General features: G+C 39.5%; 16 protein-coding genes. 12 read left to right on the top strand and 4 right to left on the bottom strand.

What is annotated here, in order from left to right; genetic code table 11:
* The first annotated feature begins 49 nt into the window (after positions 1–49).
* The 7 genes from A3Q33_RS10565 (at position 50) to A3Q33_RS10535 (ending at position 6,873) form a co-directional block, all read left to right on the top strand.
* Positions 50–2,416, top strand: a complete 2,367-nt coding sequence (locus tag A3Q33_RS10565; protein ID WP_081179899.1) for a M1 family metallopeptidase — start codon at positions 50–52, stop codon at positions 2,414–2,416.
* Complete coding sequence (locus A3Q33_RS10560; RefSeq protein ID WP_081179898.1) at positions 2,416–2,916, top strand: DUF6702 family protein; 501 nt, start codon at positions 2,416–2,418, stop codon at positions 2,914–2,916. Before A3Q33_RS10565 ends, A3Q33_RS10560 begins: the two co-directional genes overlap by 1 nt.
* Positions 2,917–2,992: 76 nt before the next feature.
* Positions 2,993–3,457, top strand: coding sequence for a chemotaxis protein CheX (locus A3Q33_RS10555; protein WP_081179897.1), 465 nt, complete (start codon positions 2,993–2,995; stop codon positions 3,455–3,457).
* A gap of 495 nt (positions 3,458–3,952) precedes the next feature.
* Positions 3,953–4,375, top strand: coding sequence for a secondary thiamine-phosphate synthase enzyme YjbQ (locus A3Q33_RS10550; RefSeq protein WP_502687246.1), 423 nt, complete (start codon positions 3,953–3,955; stop codon positions 4,373–4,375).
* Between the two features lie 160 nt (positions 4,376–4,535).
* On the top strand, positions 4,536–5,174 hold the full coding sequence (locus tag A3Q33_RS10545; protein WP_081182512.1) for a TetR/AcrR family transcriptional regulator: 639 nt from the start codon (positions 4,536–4,538) through the stop codon (positions 5,172–5,174).
* A 393-nt stretch (positions 5,175–5,567) separates the two neighbouring features.
* Positions 5,568–6,125: a carboxymuconolactone decarboxylase family protein gene (locus A3Q33_RS10540; protein WP_081179895.1), complete on the top strand. Its 558-nt coding sequence runs from the start codon at positions 5,568–5,570 to the stop codon at positions 6,123–6,125.
* A 100-nt stretch (positions 6,126–6,225) separates the two neighbouring features.
* Entirely contained in the window at positions 6,226–6,873 is a 648-nt protein-coding gene (locus tag A3Q33_RS10535) for a DsbA family oxidoreductase (protein ID WP_081179894.1), read from the top strand.
* A 182-nt stretch (positions 6,874–7,055) separates the two neighbouring features.
* On the opposite strand, the gene alr is transcribed toward A3Q33_RS10535, so the two are convergent.
* The 3 genes from alr to rpmE form a co-directional block, all read right to left on the bottom strand.
* The gene (alr, locus tag A3Q33_RS10530) at positions 7,056–8,135 is read right to left on the bottom strand and encodes an alanine racemase (RefSeq protein ID WP_081179893.1); all 1,080 of its coding nucleotides are present in this window, start codon (positions 8,133–8,135) and stop codon (positions 7,056–7,058) included.
* Between the two features lie 6 nt (positions 8,136–8,141).
* Positions 8,142–9,560, bottom strand: a complete 1,419-nt coding sequence (gene dnaB / locus A3Q33_RS10525) for a replicative DNA helicase (RefSeq protein WP_081179892.1) — start codon at positions 9,558–9,560, stop codon at positions 8,142–8,144.
* 535 nt (positions 9,561–10,095) lie between these two features.
* On the bottom strand, positions 10,096–10,308 hold the full coding sequence (gene rpmE, locus A3Q33_RS10520) for a 50S ribosomal protein L31 (protein ID WP_077286181.1): 213 nt from the start codon (positions 10,306–10,308) through the stop codon (positions 10,096–10,098).
* Between the two features lie 235 nt (positions 10,309–10,543).
* Here rpmE and priA point away from each other — a divergent pair, with 235 nt between their 5' ends.
* The 5 genes from priA (at position 10,544) to A3Q33_RS10495 (ending at position 16,630) form a co-directional block, all read left to right on the top strand.
* Complete coding sequence (gene priA / locus A3Q33_RS10515; protein WP_081179891.1) at positions 10,544–12,772, top strand: primosomal protein N'; 2,229 nt, start codon at positions 10,544–10,546, stop codon at positions 12,770–12,772.
* A gap of 804 nt (positions 12,773–13,576) precedes the next feature.
* Positions 13,577–14,131, top strand: a complete 555-nt coding sequence (locus tag A3Q33_RS10510; RefSeq protein WP_081179890.1) for an SPOR domain-containing protein — start codon at positions 13,577–13,579, stop codon at positions 14,129–14,131.
* 202 nt (positions 14,132–14,333) lie between these two features.
* Entirely contained in the window at positions 14,334–14,852 is a 519-nt protein-coding gene (gene hslV / locus A3Q33_RS10505) for an ATP-dependent protease subunit HslV (RefSeq protein ID WP_081151324.1), read from the top strand.
* A gap of 23 nt (positions 14,853–14,875) precedes the next feature.
* Positions 14,876–16,204 (top strand): ATP-dependent protease ATPase subunit HslU, encoded by a 1,329-nt coding sequence (gene hslU, locus A3Q33_RS10500; RefSeq protein WP_081179889.1) that lies wholly within the window; start codon positions 14,876–14,878, stop codon positions 16,202–16,204.
* A 27-nt stretch (positions 16,205–16,231) separates the two neighbouring features.
* Positions 16,232–16,630 (top strand): gamma-butyrobetaine hydroxylase-like domain-containing protein, encoded by a 399-nt coding sequence (locus A3Q33_RS10495; RefSeq protein WP_081179888.1) that lies wholly within the window; start codon positions 16,232–16,234, stop codon positions 16,628–16,630.
* A 99-nt stretch (positions 16,631–16,729) separates the two neighbouring features.
* Here A3Q33_RS10495 and A3Q33_RS10490 read toward each other — a convergent pair whose 3' ends face one another.
* The gene (locus A3Q33_RS10490; RefSeq protein WP_081179887.1) at positions 16,730–18,730 is read right to left on the bottom strand and encodes a putative bifunctional diguanylate cyclase/phosphodiesterase; all 2,001 of its coding nucleotides are present in this window, start codon (positions 18,728–18,730) and stop codon (positions 16,730–16,732) included.
* Between the last annotated feature and the right edge of the window lie 144 nt (positions 18,731–18,874).

The raw sequence follows: 18,874 nt of genomic DNA, 5'->3' as shown, positions 1-18,874 counted from the left end.
AGAGTAGTTAATAATAAAATTTATTCGATTCAAATTCAGCAGGAAAGTCATGAAACACTCAATTAAATCTGCCTTAATTTGCTTATGTGTAGCTGTTAGTAGCAACGCTTTAGCAAAAAATAGTATAAGTGATGATAAATTTCGTCAGTTGGAAGAAAACTTACCAACACCCAATACATACCGTACAGCTTCTGGCGCACCTGGCCATCAATATTGGCAACAAGAGGTTGATTATAAAATTGATATTACGTTAGACGACGAGAAACAAACCTTGTCAGGTAGCGAAACCATTGATTACACTAACAATTCTCCTGATACTTTACGTTATTTATGGTTACAATTAGACCAAAATAAATTAGCAGACGATGCTGGAGCGAAAACTACCCGTACAGCCCCAAGTAAAAAAATTACTTACAGTGGCCTGCGAAATGTGATTGAAACAGACGAGTTTCAAGGTGGTTACGACATTACTAAGGTGGCCGGTTCTAATGGTAAAGCTTTAAGTTATGTTATTAATGGCACTATGATGCGAATCGATCTACCAAAAGCACTTAAATCAGGTGATAGCGTAGAGCTTAATATTAATTGGAATTACCAGTTACATGAGCAAAAAGTTTTAGGCGGTCGTTCTGGTTACGAATACTTTAAAGAAGACGATAATTACCTTTACGAAATTGCTAGCTGGTTTCCTCGTGCCGCGGCTTATTATGATGTAATGGGTTGGCAAAATAAGCAGTTTATTGGTAGCGGTGAATTCACCTTAGAATTTGGTGATTATGACGTTAGCATTACTGTTCCAGCTGATCATGTTGTTGCAGCGACTGGTGTTTTACAAAATCCGAAAGACGTATTAACAAAAACTCAGCGTGATCGTTTAGCAAAAGCAAAGAAAGCTGATAAGCCAGTATTAATTATTACGCCTGATGAAGCTTTAGAAAACGAAAAATCTCGTGCCACTAAAACCAAAACATGGGAATTTGAAGCTAAAAACGTACGAGATTTTGCTTTTGCCTCAAGTCGTAAATTTATTTGGGATGCACAGGGTTATAAAGCCGGTAAAACTGACACTATGGCGATGTCTTACTACCCGAATGAAGGTAATCCGTTATGGGAAAGATATTCGACTGAGTCGATAATCCATACAATGGAACAGTATGATAAGTATACTTTTGCTTATCCATACCCTGTTTCTATCTCTGTTAATGGTCCTGTTGGCGGCATGGAATACCCGATGATCACTTTCAACGGCCCACGCCCGACGTTAGATAAAGAAACCGGTGAAAAAACCTATTCTCGTAGAACTAAATACGGCCTAATTGGCGTTATTATTCATGAAGTGGGCCATAACTATTTCCCAATGATTGTTAACTCTGACGAACGTCAGTGGACCTGGATGGATGAAGGTTTAAATACTTTTCTACAATTTGTTGCTGAGCAAGCATGGGAAGAAGGCTACCCATCTCGCCGCGGCGATGCTGCCAATATTACCAGCTACATGAAAAGTGACAACCAAGTCCCTATCATGACTAACTCAGAATCTATTTTGCAATTTGGTAACAACGCTTACGGCAAGCCAGCAACGGCATTAAACATTTTACGTGAAACCGTTATGGGCCGTGAATTGTTTGATTTTGCTTTCAAAGAATACGCACAACGTTGGAAGTTTAAACGCCCTACCCCTGCTGATTTTTTCCGTACGATGGAAGATGCTTCAGGCGTTGACTTAGACTGGTTTTGGCGTGGTTGGTTCTACACCACAGATCATGTTGATATTGCCTTAGGTAATATTCATTTGTATCGTCCAAATAGTCAAAATCCAGATACAGAAGAAGCGTGGGAACGTGCGCTAGACAACGAAAAACCTGATTTCATCAGTAAAGTTCGTAATAAAGATAAGTGGGTTAGAACAGACGATAAACCTGAATTATTAGATTTTTACAATGAGCATGATAAGTTTACTGCTACCAATGCAGCACGTAACAAATATAACAAAAGTAATGCAAAGCTAGAGCAATGGCAAAAAGACCTACTTGTTGACGAAAAAAACTTCTACATTGTTGATTTTGAAAATAAAGGTGGCCTAGTTATGCCGATTATTTTAGAACTAACTTATGCTGACAATACCACTGAACGCGTAACAATACCGGCTGAAATTTGGCGTCGTAACAGCAAGGTAGTATCTAAATTACTTGTTCGTGAAAAAGAATTAACGGGTATCGCAATTGACCCTAACTGGGAAACGGCTGATGTAGATGTAAGCAACAACTACTGGCCTGCACGTCCAATTAAATCTCGCTTTGATTTATACAAGCGCAAGAAAGAAGACATGATGCGCGACTATAATGTTGAATTAAAAAGCACTAATGAAAAAGAAGATAAAAACGAAGAAGAAAAGGAAGAGGTTGAACAGCAATAATGTCGTTAAACCTAGCTAAACGCTTTTTTGTTTTGCTATTGTGTGGGCTAGCCGCAAATGCGGTTGCCCACCGTTACTTTTTTAGCATCACTGATTTGTCGCTTAATGAGCGAAGCCAATCGATTGAAGTTATCCATCAAATAACCGCTCATGATATTGACAATGCAATTGCCGACGCTAAACAGATCCATTTCTCAGTTGCTCACCCAGATTACGAAAATTTTATTCGCCAATATGTTGAAGCGCGTTTTCAACTGCATTATCAAGATCAAACCATCGCATTAAATTGGGTAGGTCTTGAGGTAAGTAAGGGTAATATTTTTATTTATCAAGAAGCTGAGTTTCATCATGCGTTAATAGGTCTCAAAATAACTAATAGCCTACTAACCGAGCGTAACGTTAAACAAGTCAATACCGTTAATTTTAGTGATAAGCAGATAAAAGGTAGCCTAACTTTCAAAAGATCAGTTATTATTAATGAAATAAAAAATAATAACTAATATAGTCATATTTAAATTTTGTTCATCGATGTGCAAATTTGAATCACTACATTAAAAAGGCCTTTGGATAACATTCATGAATGCAGAGTTTATTAACCCCTTTCTTTCCTCGATGCTTAACGTTATGTCCACCATGGCGCAAATGGATCTAATCCCTGAAAAACCTCGTCTGAAAAATAATGAAATCGCTAAAGGTGATGTTTCAGGGTTAATCGGCATGGTGAGCGAGCAAACTAAAGGCTCTTTATCTATAACCTTTGAAAGTAAGTTAGCACTCGCTACGATGAAAAAAATGGTCGGTGAAGGCCCTGATGAAGTCAATGATGAGATTACTGATTTAGTTGGTGAAATTACCAATATGGTTACCGGTGGCGCAAAACGTATGCTGAGTGAAAAAGGGATAGAATTCGATATGGCAACGCCCATGGTAGTCTCGGGCCCTAATCACTCTATTCATCACATGGCTGATGGTCCAATTGTTATCATTCCGCTCACATCAGAATTTGGTAATGCATATATCGAATTTAGCTTCGATAAATAGCACAGCTTAAAACCAATTATCAGCCTCGTTTAATACGAGGCTTTTTTATGTTCAGGCCGTTCCTAGCCATCCATGGCTTCTCGGCATTAGTGCATCCATGCACGTCGATGAACGGTCAGTTTTTTTGTTCCAGACAAAAACTAAGTACCAACATCCATGTCGGCAATGTCATGATCACATGGATGTGAAAGAATGACGATGTTCAGGCCGTTCCTAGCCATCTCGGTAATTGCTCCTGCATTACTCTAATGACTTACATCCATGTAAGAACATGGCTTCACGGCATTAGTGCATCCATGCACGTCGCCGTTCCTAGCCATCTCGGTAATTGCTCCATGCATTACTCTAATGACTTACTTCCCTGTAAGAACATCCATGTCGTCGTTCTTAGCCGTTTTCAGCCGTCTAGGTAATTGCTCCTGCATTACGCTAATGACTTACATACATGTACGTCATGTGAAAGAATAAAACAGTCAACACAATGGAGTAATATAAATTATGTGGCAGCAAATAGAGTTAACACTAAAACCTTATTCACGGGGGTTTCATTTGATTACAGCAGATATTGAGCGGGGGTTAGCTGAGTTTTCTCCCGTTAAATTTGGCTTGTTACACCTTTTCATTAAGCACTCATCCGCATCACTCACGATTAATGAAAATGCAGATCCAACCGTTCGCGATGATATGGAGCGTCATTTTAATCAATTTGTGCCTGAAAATGCCCCTTATTATCGTCACACCTATGAAGGCCCCGACGATATGCCAGCGCATATTAAGGCCAGTACGTTAGGAAGTAGTGTCAGCATTCCACTAAAAAATAGCCAAATGAACTTAGGTATTTGGCAAGGTATTTATCTTGGCGAGCACCGCGATTATGGTGGTCCAAGAACACTAGTCGTTACGCTTAGCGGTGAATGAACTATGTCTTCAGGCTAGCTTAAACTAGCGATAACAGCCGTTATAACTAATATTTAGCACTATTTTCTATTTAGTTTTACATTAAAGTTTTTTGTTATATTGAACTCAAACATACCATTAGGTACAATATAGGAATTGAAGTTAATTAGGGGTGATTGTTGTGGTTAGTGGACGCAAACGAAAATTTGATGAGCAAACTGCATTGCAAGCAGCCATGGAGGTATTTTGGGCGAAAGGTTTTGTTGGTGCTTCTTTAGCCGACTTAACTAAAAGTATGAATATCAACAAGCCCAGCATGTATAGTACCTTTGGCAATAAAGAAACTTTGTTTATTAAAGCGACTCAGCACTATATTGAGAATAATATGAAAGTGCACCTAGATGCTTTATTTACGCCAGACATGCCATTAAAAACACGTTTAAAAAACTATATGATGTCGATTGTTGGGATGCAATGTAGCACTGAGCAACCAAAAGGTTGTTACCTTGTATTGTGCCAATCTGAAGTGGCCGGCGGTGATATACCGGAAGCAGCGGCAAAGTTACTTATCGACATAGAGGCCGCGCCAAAAGCTTTATTTACCGATCTCTTTACCAGCGATAAAGAAGCAATCTCACTCGGTTTAAATAAAAATGCTGCAGGTAACGCATTGAGCTTATATACGGCATTAAAAGGCACTGCGGCAATGGCTCGCTCTAAAGTAACATCAACAGAATTAGCGTTTGTTATTGATACTATTTTAGCCGGTGTCTTTAGTAGCCATATTAACCTCGCTAAACCAAGCACTACCTTACAATAATCATAGAATAGCCTTACAAAGTTTAAAATTCATACTCACTTATGCTTAATAGTGAGTTTAAATTACCATAAGTGATCACTCGTTCTCGCCCCGCTGCCTTTACATTAAACAAAAGCCCACTCAAGTCATTCGTACTCCGCATGCTGTACTTTTAACGTCGATTTCTTTTAATGCACCCTCCAAATAATTAAATGACTAAACACTAAAACTTTCAATTGATAAATTATTTCAGGTTAGTTGTTGACTTTAAATTACCGATCGGTACAATATCTACCAATTACTTACCGACCGGTACAAATATTTAAGCTGGTTGTTATCTTTTAAAACTATAAACAACCAATGTCCTGTACACCGACTTGTTGTTACACCATATTATTATTGAGGTACTTTTCCATGACTACATTAACGACACACACACTTGAATCAGCACCAGAAGCAAGCAAAGCACTTTTAGAAAAATCTGTTAGCGCATACGGTATGTTACCTAACTTACACGGTGTTTTAGCTAGCGCACCTAATGTATTAGATGCTTATCAAATATTACATGAACTTTTCCTTAATACGTCGTTCAATGCAGAAGAACTTACCGTTGTATGGCAAGGTATTAATGTTGAGCATGCCTGTAACTACTGTGTTCCTGCTCATACTGCAATTGCACACTCTATGAAAGTAGACGCTGCTTTAATTCAAGCGTTACGTGATGAACAGCCAATGCCAACAGCAAAGCTACAAGCTTTACTTGATACAACATTAATTCTTGTTCGTAATCGTGGTCATATATCAGCTGAAGAACTAGCCGATTTTTACGCGGCAGGTTACGGCGAGCAACAACTATTAGAAATTATTTTAGGGTTGTCTCAAAAAGTGATCAGCAATTATACTAACCACATAGCGGGTACAGTGGTTGACGAACCGTTCAATAAATTTCCTTGGAAAAAAGCGGTAAAATAATTTAGCAAATCTGTTTGGCTGCCAAATCATCTCACAATGATTTGGCAGCCTTTTATCCAAACACTCTTACGTCGCTAATATGCTATTAATGAGAAATAATATGAGTAACAAAATTAAGATAGATATCATTTCTGATGTCGTATGTCCGTGGTGTGTTATCGGTTACGGTAACTTAAATAAAGCTATTATCGAATTAGGGTTGGAAGATAAAGTAGAGATCGAATGGCAACCCTTCGAGCTAAATCCAGACATGCCATTAGAAGGTGAAGAATTAGGCGCACATTCAGCGCGAAAATATGGATCTACCCCTGAAAGTAGTGCCGAATTTAGAGCTGAGATGACAGCACACGGAAAAACTGTTGATTTTGACTTCCAATACTTTGAAGGGATGAAAATAATTAATACTCGTGACGCTCATATTTTACTTGAATACGCTAAAACTCAAGGCAAACAAACGGCGTTACAAATGCGATTATTCTCTGCTTTCTTTACTGAGAAAAAAGATGTTTCTAATCGTGAAATATTAGCCCTAGAAGTAGAAGCTGTTGGACTAAATGTTAAAGAGGCAATGGCTAAGTTGCATGACAACCAAGCTATTCAACACGTTATTGGGCAAGAATCATATTGGCAAAAAGTCGGCATATCTTCCGTTCCTACCGTCGTTTTTAATCGCAAAAGTGCCCTTGCGGGAGCCCAGCCAATAGAAACGTTTAAACAAGTTTTAGCAGACGAGCTGGAAAGTTTATAAAAAAGTCATAGCGTTATACTAGCGTTAGCTAATTTAACGCCGTATGCGGGCTAATAAATTATTGCATAAGCCACTGATAATATTTTTAAAGTATCATTATCAGTGTGCTGTGGATCACCACTGTAATTTATTCATACTATACTAAACTATGCTTAACTGCGCTCAACTGCACTCAACTATGACTACTTGGCTAACTGAATATGCACCCGGCGGGTAATATTACATAAAAGCTCGTAAGGGATGGTTGTCGCAAATACAGCCACTTCTTCAACGGCTAGACCTTTGCCCCATAACGTAGCAATATCGCCTACGTTGTCTTCACTTTCAGCGCCTAAATCTACCGTAATCATATCCATCGATACCCGGCCAATTAATGGCACACGTCGACCATTGATCAGTACAGGTGTGCCATTCGGAGCATGACGGGGATAACCGTCACCATAGCCAATAGCAACTACTCCTATTCTGGTGTTTTTTTCACTAATCCAATTACCGCCATAACCTACCGCTGCTCCTGCGGCGATTTCACGCACAGCTATCAAGCTTGATTGCAAGGTCATCACCGGCGAAATACCGTCAATACCAGCATCTGTTGATAGGGGTGAAACACCATAAAGCAATAAGCCTGGTCTGATCCATTGATAATGACTTTCTGGCCAAAGCAAAACACCAGCAGAGTTAGCTAAACTTTTCTCTAACGGCAAGTTAGCAGTGAGTTCATCAAATAAGGTAATTTGTTGCGTAGTCGCTGTATTAGCTTTGTCATCTGCGCAACCTAAATGACTCATCAACACAATGGGTTGTTGTACATTTTTGGATTGGCTTAATGCTTGGTAAAAGTCGGTTATTTGCTCAGGATTAATACCGAGTCTATGCATACCCGTATCAATTTTCAGCCAAACTTTTAATGGTGCATCTAAATTAGCATTAACAATAGCCGCTAGCTGTTGCTCATTATGCACGATGGTTTGTAGGTTATTTGCAGCTAACGTGTCGATATCTTCTTGGTCAAAAAAACCTTCGAGCAACACGATAGGCTTTACAACGCCTGCGGCTCTAAGGGCAAGCGCTTCATCAATACGTGCGACACCAAAAGCATCGGCATTAGGCAGTGCTTTAGCAATGAGCTCTAACCCATGACCATAACCATTAGCCTTAAGCACCGCTAACACTTTAGCATTTGGTGATAATGTGCGTATAAGTCGGTAATTATTGCTTAACGCTTCTAAATCAATAACTGCTGTTGCTGTGTGTAATGCCATTAGAGCTTAATCTTCACCTAGAACGTGCGGGCCAGCATAGTTATCAAAACGAGAAAATTGTCCTTGGAAGGTCAAAGGTACTCGTCCTATTGGGCCGTTACGTTGTTTACCAATAATAATTTCAGCCATACCTTTGTATTCAGAATCATCGTGATAAACCTCATCACGATAAATAAACATGATTAAATCGGCATCTTGCTCAATGGAACCTGATTCACGTAAATCCGAGTTAATTGGACGTTTATCAGCACGTTGCTCCAAACCACGGTTAAGCTGAGATAGCGCAACAACCGGCACTTCTAATTCTTTTGCCAAGGCTTTTAATGATCTTGATATTTCAGCAATTTCTAAGGTTCTGTTATCGGAAAATTGTGGTGCGCGCATCAATTGTAGGTAATCGATCATGATCAAACTGATACCGCCATGGTCACGCGCAATACGTCGAGCTCGCGAGCGCACGTCTGTCGGTGTTAAACCCGCGGCATCATCAATAAACATTTTACCTTTTTCGATTAATAAGCCCATGGTTGATGATAAGCGAGCCCAATCTTCATCTTCTAATTGCCCGGTACGTATTTTAGTTTGATCGATTCGGCCAAGCGAGGCGAGCATTCTCATCATTAACTGTTCTGAGGGCATCTCTAAACTGAAGATTAACGCTGGTTTGTCTTCGGTCATGGCGGCATTTTCGGCCAAGTTCATCGCAAAAGTCGTTTTACCCATAGACGGACGACCAGCAACAATAATTAAATCTGACTTTTGGAAACCTGCGGTCATTTTATCTAGATCAGTAAAGCCACTTGAAACCCCTGTGACACCGTTCGTTGGTGATGCACAAAGCTTTTCAATTCGATCGACTGTTTTTTCTAATACTGAGCTGATATTTTCTGGGCCTTCAGATTTATTCGCACGTTGCTCTGCAATCGCGAAAACCTTAGTTTCGGCAAAATCGAGTAAGTCAGCACTACTGCGACCTTGAGGATCATAACCGGCTTCAGCAATCTCATTAGCAACGCTGATCATTTCACGCGTTACTGCACGCTCACGCACAATATCTGCATAGGCAGTAATGTTGGCGGCACTGGGCGTATTTTTCATCATTTCGGCGAGGTAAACAAAACCGCCAGCATCATCAAGCTTTTGATCATTCTCCAGCGCTTCAGATAAGGTAATTAAATCGACGGGCTCACCTAACTCAATTAACCGACCAACCGTTTCAAAGGTAATGCGGTGAGAGCGACTGTAGAAGTCTTGTGCGACAACACGTTCACTTACGCGATCCCAAGTTTCATTATCTAATAATAAACCACCCAGCACTGATTGCTCGGCCTCTAATGAATGCGGCGGAACCTTTAACTCGTCAATTTGTTTATCTCGAGGAAATTGGTTGTTTCTGCTAAACTTGGCTGGCTTGCGATCGGCCATATCACACCTTAAATGCTTGGCGATAATCTCTGCTAATTAAAGAAAATTTTCCCTCAATAGCGTTATAAAATTATTCGAAAATAAAGAGGGCTAATGTAGCAGAAATTACCCTTAAGCAAAATGAAAATTGAAAAGAATTATTTCATTAAAATTAACCAAGAAAGAGATTTAAAATAGTGGTTAGAGCGAAGGTAAACATAAATAAATATCATGTGAACTTTGCCTTTTAGAGATAAATATCTATCCATTCAAGCGCTTCAAGTTAACGCCCCAGAAAGTGAACAGGTGATTAACTTTATTACCGCCAACGTTAGTATTTAAGTTAAAGCTCGCTTATACATCATGAGTGAAAAATTTTTAAGAAAAGTAAACATAATTATAGTAAAAAATATTAGTGTGAAGTTGTTATATATGGATTTTGCTTGATTTTTGACACTGCTACTCTTCCAAAGCCAAGTGAACGAAGCAAAACGCTCGTGCTTAACATAAAAAAAAAGCACCTAAAGGTGCTTTTTCATCTGGTATATTAGCAGAATTACTTCTTGCTAAGAGCACCAAAACGCTTGTTGAATTTATCAACACGACCACCAGTCTCAGCAGCTTTTTGCTTACCAGTGTAGAATGGGTGACATTCTGAACATACGTCTAAATGTAAGTCTTTACCTACAGTTGAACGAGTTGTTATAACGTTACCACAAGAACAAGTTGCCTTGAACTCTACATAATTTGGATGAATACCGTCTTTCATGGGAAACCTCTGTTAAGGCCGTATCGCCACTTGATCAGTCATTATTGCTGCCAAGCACCATACGAGTTAAAAATAATGGAGGCGAATGTTATAGGATCATCACCCCCATAGCAATAAAAATTGCTAAAAATTTGAGCATTTTTGGCTTTATTTCATAAAAACATAAATAGGATAATTTTCTAGCTTGGCATTGTGCTATTTAGCAGTAGAATGTGCACAACATTTGGTTTTCTATATGACAGTATTTTTGGCAATAACTTCAACAGATATATACGTGCAAGTCGCAATACCGGTTCCTATGCGCCAGTTGTTTACTTACAAAGTACCTGCCGAATTAAATACTAAAGCTATAACGTTAGGTGAACGCGTGATTGTGCCTTTTGGCTCTCGCCAAGTGGTAGCGATTGTTTTGTCGATAGATGAAAGTACAGAATATGCGCCAGCAAAGATAAAGTCAGTACTTAGCCGAGTAACTGATAACTTTAGTTTCTCACCAACACTGCTTAATTTTATTCAGCGCTGCAGCGATTATTACCATCACCCGATTGGCGATGTATTTCAGCAAGCCTTACCCGTGTTATTACGTCAAATAAAACAGCCTGATGTTGAATTGCCACACATTTGGTTAACAAAAACAGATTTAAGCGAAGAAGAGCAAGCAACCACAGCGAAACGCTCGCCTAAACAAGCTGAATTATTAACTATGCTGAAGCAACACCAAGGCATGACATGGTCAGAGTTATTAACGCTTGGTTTTAATAAAGCGCAACTTAATGCGCTAGAGAAAAAACAATTTATTTATAGTAAGCCCCGTGAAGTCGCTGAATTTAAGTGGCAAGAGCAAGCATTGCAGCAAGACAATAGGCTGGCATTATCAGCTGAACAAGCGATTATTGTTGCCACGGTAAAAGAAATGCAATCGCAGTTTTCTTGTCACTTAGTCGACGGGATAACCGGCAGTGGTAAAACCGAGGTTTATTTACAAGCTATAGAACAAATATTGGCAAAAAGTCAGCAGGTTTTAGTATTGGTACCTGAAATTGGCCTAACACCACAAACTTTAAGTCGTTTCGAGCAACGCTTTAATGTGCCAATTAGCTTGCATCACTCAGGCTTGAATGACAAAGAACGCCTGCAATCCTGGTTAGAAGCCCAACGTGGTACTGCCGCCATTGTTATTGGTACCCGCTCAGCTATCTTTACACCGCTACATGATTTAGGCCTGATCATTGTTGATGAAGAGCACGATGCCTCATTTAAGCAGCAAGATAGTTTTCGCTATCATGCGCGCGACATTGCCATTTTAAGAGCCAGACAACTTAATATCCCTATTATCCTGGGCAGTGCAACACCGAGCTTTGAATCGCTGCAAAATGCCTTATCGGGAAAGTACCATTATCACCGATTACGTAAACGTGCTGGTAATGCCTCAACTGCAAAGATCACCTTAATTGATGTTGCACAACAGCAAATGGAACATGGTCTTTCCGGCACCTTAAAACAAGCGATTAAAAATACCCTTGCCCGTGGTGAGCAAGCCTTAATTTTTCTCAATCGCCGTGGTTATGCGCCAGCTATTAACTGCCAAGAATGCCATTGGGTAGCCGACTGCCAACGTTGCAATAAACCTTACACTTTACATCAAGGCCAAGGGCTGCTGATTTGCCATCATTGCGGCAGTCAAAAGCGTATACCTCCACAGTGCCCTAGTTGTGGTAGCGTACGCATTAAACCCATAGGACAAGGTACCGAACAATTAGAAGAAAAAATCAGTGCGCTATTTCCTGATTACTCTACCGTACGAATCGACCGAGACAGCACACGTAAAAAAGGCGCGTTAGCGAAGTTATTAACAGAAGTGGGCAATAAAGAGCATCAACTATTGATTGGCACGCAAATGCTCGCGAAAGGCCATCATTTTCCTGATGTTACCTTAGTAGCAGTGCTTGATGTTGACGGCGCACTTTTTAGCTATGACTTTCGCGCGGCTGAACATATGGCGCAACTTTTAGTACAAGTATCAGGCAGAGCCGGTCGAGCAAGTAAACCCGGTAAAGTGATGGTACAAAGTAACTTCCCTGATCACCCGTTATTACAAGACTTGGTTCATAATGGTTATCAACATTTTGCAAAACAAGCGCTGATAGAGCGCCAACAAGCTTTATTGCCACCGTTTAGTTTTCAGGCCTTGTTTAGAGCCGAAGCAAATTACCCTTCTTATCCAGAAAAGTTTTTGCGTGCAATGACAGAAGTCCCTTTTGAAGGTTGTCAGTTTGCTGGCCCTGTGCCTGCAGCGATGGAGAAAAAGGCCGGTAAGTTTCGCTTCCACTTAATTTTGCAAGCCAAGTCGCGAAAACAACTACACCAAGCCGTATTTAGACTTATTCATCAAAGTGCCAATAATGAATGGCAATCAAAAGTGAGATGGTCAATTGATATCGACCCAGTAGACTTAAGCTGGTAAATAAGGGAGAAAAGCAGGAGGACTAAAGGAGGAAAAGCACCGCAAAACCGATATTAAAACTTATTTTAACTTACTGACAGCTGACAGCTGACAGCTAAAAACTTATCTTCAACCCTCCTTATTCCTACTCATTCTTTTCTCATTGTTTCCTCCTTGTACAAAAAAATATTTAACAGGGAGAAAAGCAGGAGGACTAAAGAAGGAAAAGCAACGCAAAACCGATATTAAAACTTATTTTAACTTACTGACAGCTGACAGCTGACAGCTAAAAACTTATCTTCACCCCTCCTTATTCCTACTCATTCTTCTCTCATTGTTTTCTCCTTGTACAAAAAAATATTTAACAGGGAGAAAAGCAGGAGAACTAAAGAAGGAAAAGCACCGAAAAACCGATATTAAAACTTATTTTAACTTACTGACAGCTGACAGCTGACAGCTAAAAACTTATCTTTAACCCCCCTTATTCCTACTCATTCTTTTCTCATTGTTTCCTCCTTGTACAAAAAAAATATTTAACAGGGAGAAAAGCAGGAAACTAAAGAAGGAAAAGCACCGCAAAACCGATATTAAAACTTATTTTAACTTACTGACAGCTGACAGCTGACAGCTAAAAACTTATCTTCACCCCCCCTTATTCCTACTCATTCTTTTTTCATTGTTTCCTCCCTGTAAAAATAAAAATCTATTTAGCAGAGAAAAAGGAGATAGCGTAGAATGTGTTTTATACAATTAATGCACTCAATGGGTGATCTTTCCTTACCAGTTGGTTAGAATTGGCGAAAGTCTTCAGGTATAAATTTTTCCATGGCACATCAAGATTACGTTTCCCGCTCTCGAGCAAAAAATAAAAAGCAAAGTCCCTATAAAAAAAATGAGCAGCCGGCCGAAGGCACCTCATTAAAAGTGAAATTAATTGCCGCTTTTCTTATTGTCGCTATACCCAGTTTTGGCTATATGTTGTGGAGTATTAAAGATGTAAAGCCTGACACCGTTGTTGCGCCTAAAATAATCAAGGCTAAGCAGAAAACAACAGAGCTACCGGAACTTCCCGAAGAAAAGTGGACATATGTTGACGACCTAAAAAGCAAAGAAGTTGAAGTTGGCGAGTATGAGGTCACCCAAAAAGGCCCTTATAAAATGCAATGTGGTTCGTTTAGAACCCGTAAACAAGCCGAGTCATTAAAAGCAAAAATAGCTTTCACCGGTTTAGAGGCACAAGTCAGTAAAGCCACGGGTACATCATCAGTCTGGTATAAAGTGTACTTAGGCCCATACGTGAAAAAGCGTGAAGCAGAAAAAGACAAACACAAATTAAAAAATAACTCAGTACACGGCTGTAAAATATGGGGCTGGGATTAATAAACCTAACATCAAAACCTATAGCAAAAATGATAGTAAAACTGATAGCTGACAGCTAAAAACTGACAGCTATCCCCACGTTTATTCATCTCTTACTTGTTATTATTCACCGCCGCTCCCTTGAAAAAGCACAAGCTACCCCTTATCTAATCTACATTAGACAAGCCGACTATCTCAGTTGGCAATATGTAAGAGGTTAATTGTGACTACTATTGTTTCTGTCAGACGTAATGGCAAAGTTGCCATAGGTGGTGATGGTCAAGTTTCCCTTGGCAACACTGTAATGAAAGGCAATGCGCGTAAAGTACGCCGTTTATACAATGGCAAAGTACTTGCCGGTTTTGCTGGCGGCACAGCCGATGCCTTTACCCTATTTGAACGTTTTGAAAGCAAGTTAGAAATGCACCAAGGTCATTTGACCAAAGCGGCCGTTGAACTTGCTAAAGATTGGCGAAGTGATCGCGCGCTGCGCAAACTTGAAGCGTTATTGGCAGTTGCCGATGAAACCGCGTCGCTGATCATCACCGGTAATGGTGATGTTGTGCAACCTGAAAATGACCTCATTGCCATTGGTAGTGGTGGCAACTTCGCACAATCTGCCGCCACAGCATTACTTGAAAACACCGACCTTTCTGCGAAAGAAATTGTTGAAAAATCATTAAAAATTGCCGGTGATATTTGTGTATTCACCAATCAGCAACACGTGATTGATGAACTATAACCGCCAATTTGTAAGGAATTAATATGTCAGATATGACACCACGTGAAATAGTTCACGAATTAGATAGCCACATTGTTGGTCAAAGCGACGCCAAACGTGCGGTCGCCATAGCCCTTAGAAATCGCTGGCGTAGAATGCAACTTAATGAAGAGTTGCGCGCTGAAGTTACCCCTAAAAACATTCTGATGATCGGCCCTACTGGTGTCGGTAAAACAGAAATTGCCCGACGCTTAGCAAAGTTAGCCAACGCGCCTTTCATTAAAGTTGAAGCAACTAAATTCACTGAAGTGGGTTATGTCGGTAAAGAAGTTGAAACGATTATTCGCGACCTTGCTGATATGGCCATTAAGATGACCAAAGAGCAAGAAATGGCGCGTGTTAAACATTTAGCCGAAGAAGCGGCTGAAGAGCGTATCTTAGATGTGTTATTGCCGTCTGCCCGTGACGGCTTTGGTAATGACGAACAACCAGAGAATAGCTCTACTCGCCAAGTTTTCCGTAAAAAGCTACGTGAAGGTCAACTTGACGATAAAGAAATTGAACTCGATTTAGCCGCACCACAGATGGGTGTTGAAATCATGGCACCTCCGGGCATGGAAGACATGACCTCGCAGTTGCAAAACATGTTCCAAAGCATGTCGAGTGACAAAACAAAGAAACGTAAGCTGAAAATCAAAGATGCTTTAAAAGCATTGCAAGAAGAAGAAGCGGCTAAAATTGTTAACCAAGACGACATAAAAGAAAAAGCGATATATCAAGTTGAACAAAACGGCATCGTATTTATTGATGAAATAGATAAAATTTGTAAACGCGGTGACAGCTCAGGTCCTGACGTTTCAAGAGAAGGCGTGCAACGAGATTTATTACCGTTAATTGAAGGCTCTACGGTTAGCACTAAGCACGGTATGATCAAAACTGACCATATATTATTTATAGCCTCTGGTGCATTTCAAATGTCAAAACCATCTGACTTGATCCCAGAACTGCAAGGTCGTTTGCCGATCCGTGTTGAATTAAAAGCCTTAACTACTGATGATTTTGTGCGCATTTTAACCGAGCCTAATGCCTCGTTGACTGAGCAATACATTGCCTTGCTAGCCACTGAAGGCGTGCATATTTCATTTAGTAAAGACGGCATTCAAGCCATTGCAAATGCTGCATGGCAAGTTAACGAAAGCACTGAAAATATTGGTGCACGTCGTTTACACACTATGATGGAACGCTTAATCGAAGAGCTTTCGTTTACCGCCAATGACCGTGCAGGTGAAACGATTCTCATCGATGCTGACTTTGTTGCTAATATCTTATCTGACCTGATTAAAGATGAAGATCTAAGTCGCTTTATTTTATAACGTAAAATATAGAGCTAGGAGTTAAACATGAGTAAAGTTAACCGCTTTGTGATCAATAACACTACCGCAAGTTTGTCGGTACTTTTCGCTAATAATGAGCTTGAAAGTACGAAGCAAGATAGCAATAAGGCTATTGATTTAAGCTTTGAATATTTACGCGTGTTTGCTCCAACCGACGACAAGGGCCAAGCAACAGGCTTAACGCCTAAGGTCTATCATAAGAAACAAGTAAAGCTGCTAAAGATTGAATCGGTGGGCAAACATGGCTACCGATTCATTTTTGATGATAACCATAGCAATATTTATAGTGGCGATTATTTACAGCTATTAGGTGTGGAGTATCAACAACGTTGGCAAGGTTACATTCAAAGCGCCAGCGCAGCAAACAGTCGAGAGGCAACAATAGAAATTAAAGAAGTTAAGTAATAAGCGCTTAAGTAATAAATACTTAAGTAGTAAATACAACGCACTAATATGAAAGTTAGCTTTTTTAGTTCAAGGTTTACATGGCATAGTTAACTAAAATTACTTACGCTTTAAATACTTAGTAAACTCTTCTTCACTTATCGGCTTACTAATAAAATAACCTTGTACGGCGTCACAGCCAATGTTGCGTAATAACTGCAGCTGCTCTTTTGTTTCAACCCCTTCTGCTAACACCCGTTTACCCAGACCATGTGATAATTCAATCATGGTTTTTACGATGGTTAAATCAGAGTCATTAGACGCCACTTCTTGAATAAAGCTGCGGTCTATTTTTATTTTATCAATCGGCAACCGTCGTAAATAAGCTAAAGACGAATAACCTGTGCCAAAATCATCAATCGAGACTTTGATCCCCATATTTTGCAATTCTATGATGGTTTTCATCACTAACTCAATATCCGTTATAACGACATTTTCGGTGATTTCTAACTCAAGATAAATTGGCGGAATTTCATATTTCTTTAACAATAATTTAATATTACGAATAAAGTTTGTGGCTTGAAACTCATCAGCGGTAATATTTATTGCTAAGGGCACGCGCCGCCTATAAGTTTTGTACCATTTAGCGATCGTTTGACAGGTTTTATCCAGTACATAGTTATCTAACTCACTAAAGAGGTTGAGAGCTGCTATATCATCAAAAAATTGTCCTGGTGCCAATAAACCTTTATCAGGGTGCTGCCAGCGCACTAAGACTTCAGCGGCCTCTAAACGATTATTCTTCAAATTTAACTGTGGCTGAAAATGTAAAACTAGCTCTTCATTCGTGATAGCTTGACGAATTTCTTTTGCCATTACGAGTAAGTGCCGGCCATGTGACTGCATGCCAGCTTCATATTTAACACTTTGAATATTATGACTTCGAGCCTGAAATATCGCTAAGTTCGACTTTTGAATCAGGTCATCGGCATTATTCGCATCCGACGGGAAATCACAATAACCCACACTACATTGTAAGTGAACTTCTTGCTGAGCAACTTGGTAAGGTCGCGTAATTAACGCGTGAATGTGATCTACTGCCGTTAATTGTTGCTGCTCATTGTCATAATCAATTACATATAAAAATGAGTCACCGCTCAAACGCCCCACCACTTTGGGTTTGAGTAAACTATGATTCAGTCGACGAGCGGTTTCACCTAAAATCAAGTCACCAACTTTTAAACCATATGTGTCATTAACGAATTTAAAACGTTTAATATCAAGTAAGTAAATACAAAGCTTTTTCCCATCATCTTCGGCAATTTTAATTTCGTTGGTTAATTTTTCAAGTACCTGTTCACGATTTAATACGCCAGTTAAGGCATCATGTTTATCTAAATATTTCGCTCGATTAATGGCTGTATCAGCGATATGCCTTTCCGCACCTTGCATCCATATAAGTATAATAAAGCCTAACGTTGTATGAATACCCAAATCGACATAAATCAACCATTCGGTTAAGTGTCGAAACCAGTCTTCGGTCAAAGACACAACCGATGCGAATGAAAATGCAACAAATCGAGCACCGACTAAGAAGCAGAAAATTAATAAAATTTTTCCAGAAAAGTGCTTGATATTAGAGGAGAATAAATAGCATGCTGTGGTAATAAATCCACAGCCAAAAATGAAAGCAGCTAGACTTTCACGCAAGTAAAACCGATTAAAAACACTATTACTGTCAAAACCATAAAGCAATGCAGCTACTGTACCGATAGCAATAGCGGCGATTACACCTATAGATATTACTTGAGATGATATTTTCTTTTGTTTCGTCGCACTATAAATACCTAGCATTAAAAACAAGAAGTATAAATAGTTACTAATTTGCCGTGATAACGCGATAGTAATATCGATGAAGCTACCGACTTCTTGTTGGTTAAAAATACTCTCAAAGGTAAGCGACAGCTGATTAACAGCTAGAGCCGATAAACTGATCAGCCAAAATTTGACATAAGTACGGCCAAAACCACGATAATAAGCAAGGAGAAGTAAGGCAAGTATGCTAAAAATAAGAGTTTCTGTAGAATAAATTAAGCTATGGGCAAATTCCCGATCAGCCATAAATACAACTCTTATTAGAAGATAATATTGGCTATTAAATAATGTTTTTTAACTAATTACAAGTAACAACGCTTTCAATATTTATTTAGTAACTATAATGGCTTAGCGGTTGTGCCTATGTATTCAGCCGTTATACTAGTTAAG

It is taken from the genome of Colwellia sp. PAMC 21821 (assembly GCF_002077175.1).
Taxonomy (GTDB): domain Bacteria; phylum Pseudomonadota; class Gammaproteobacteria; order Enterobacterales; family Alteromonadaceae; genus Cognaticolwellia.
The sequence above is the reverse complement of the archived record's forward strand: the minus strand, read 5'-3'. Positions and strand labels throughout refer to the sequence as shown.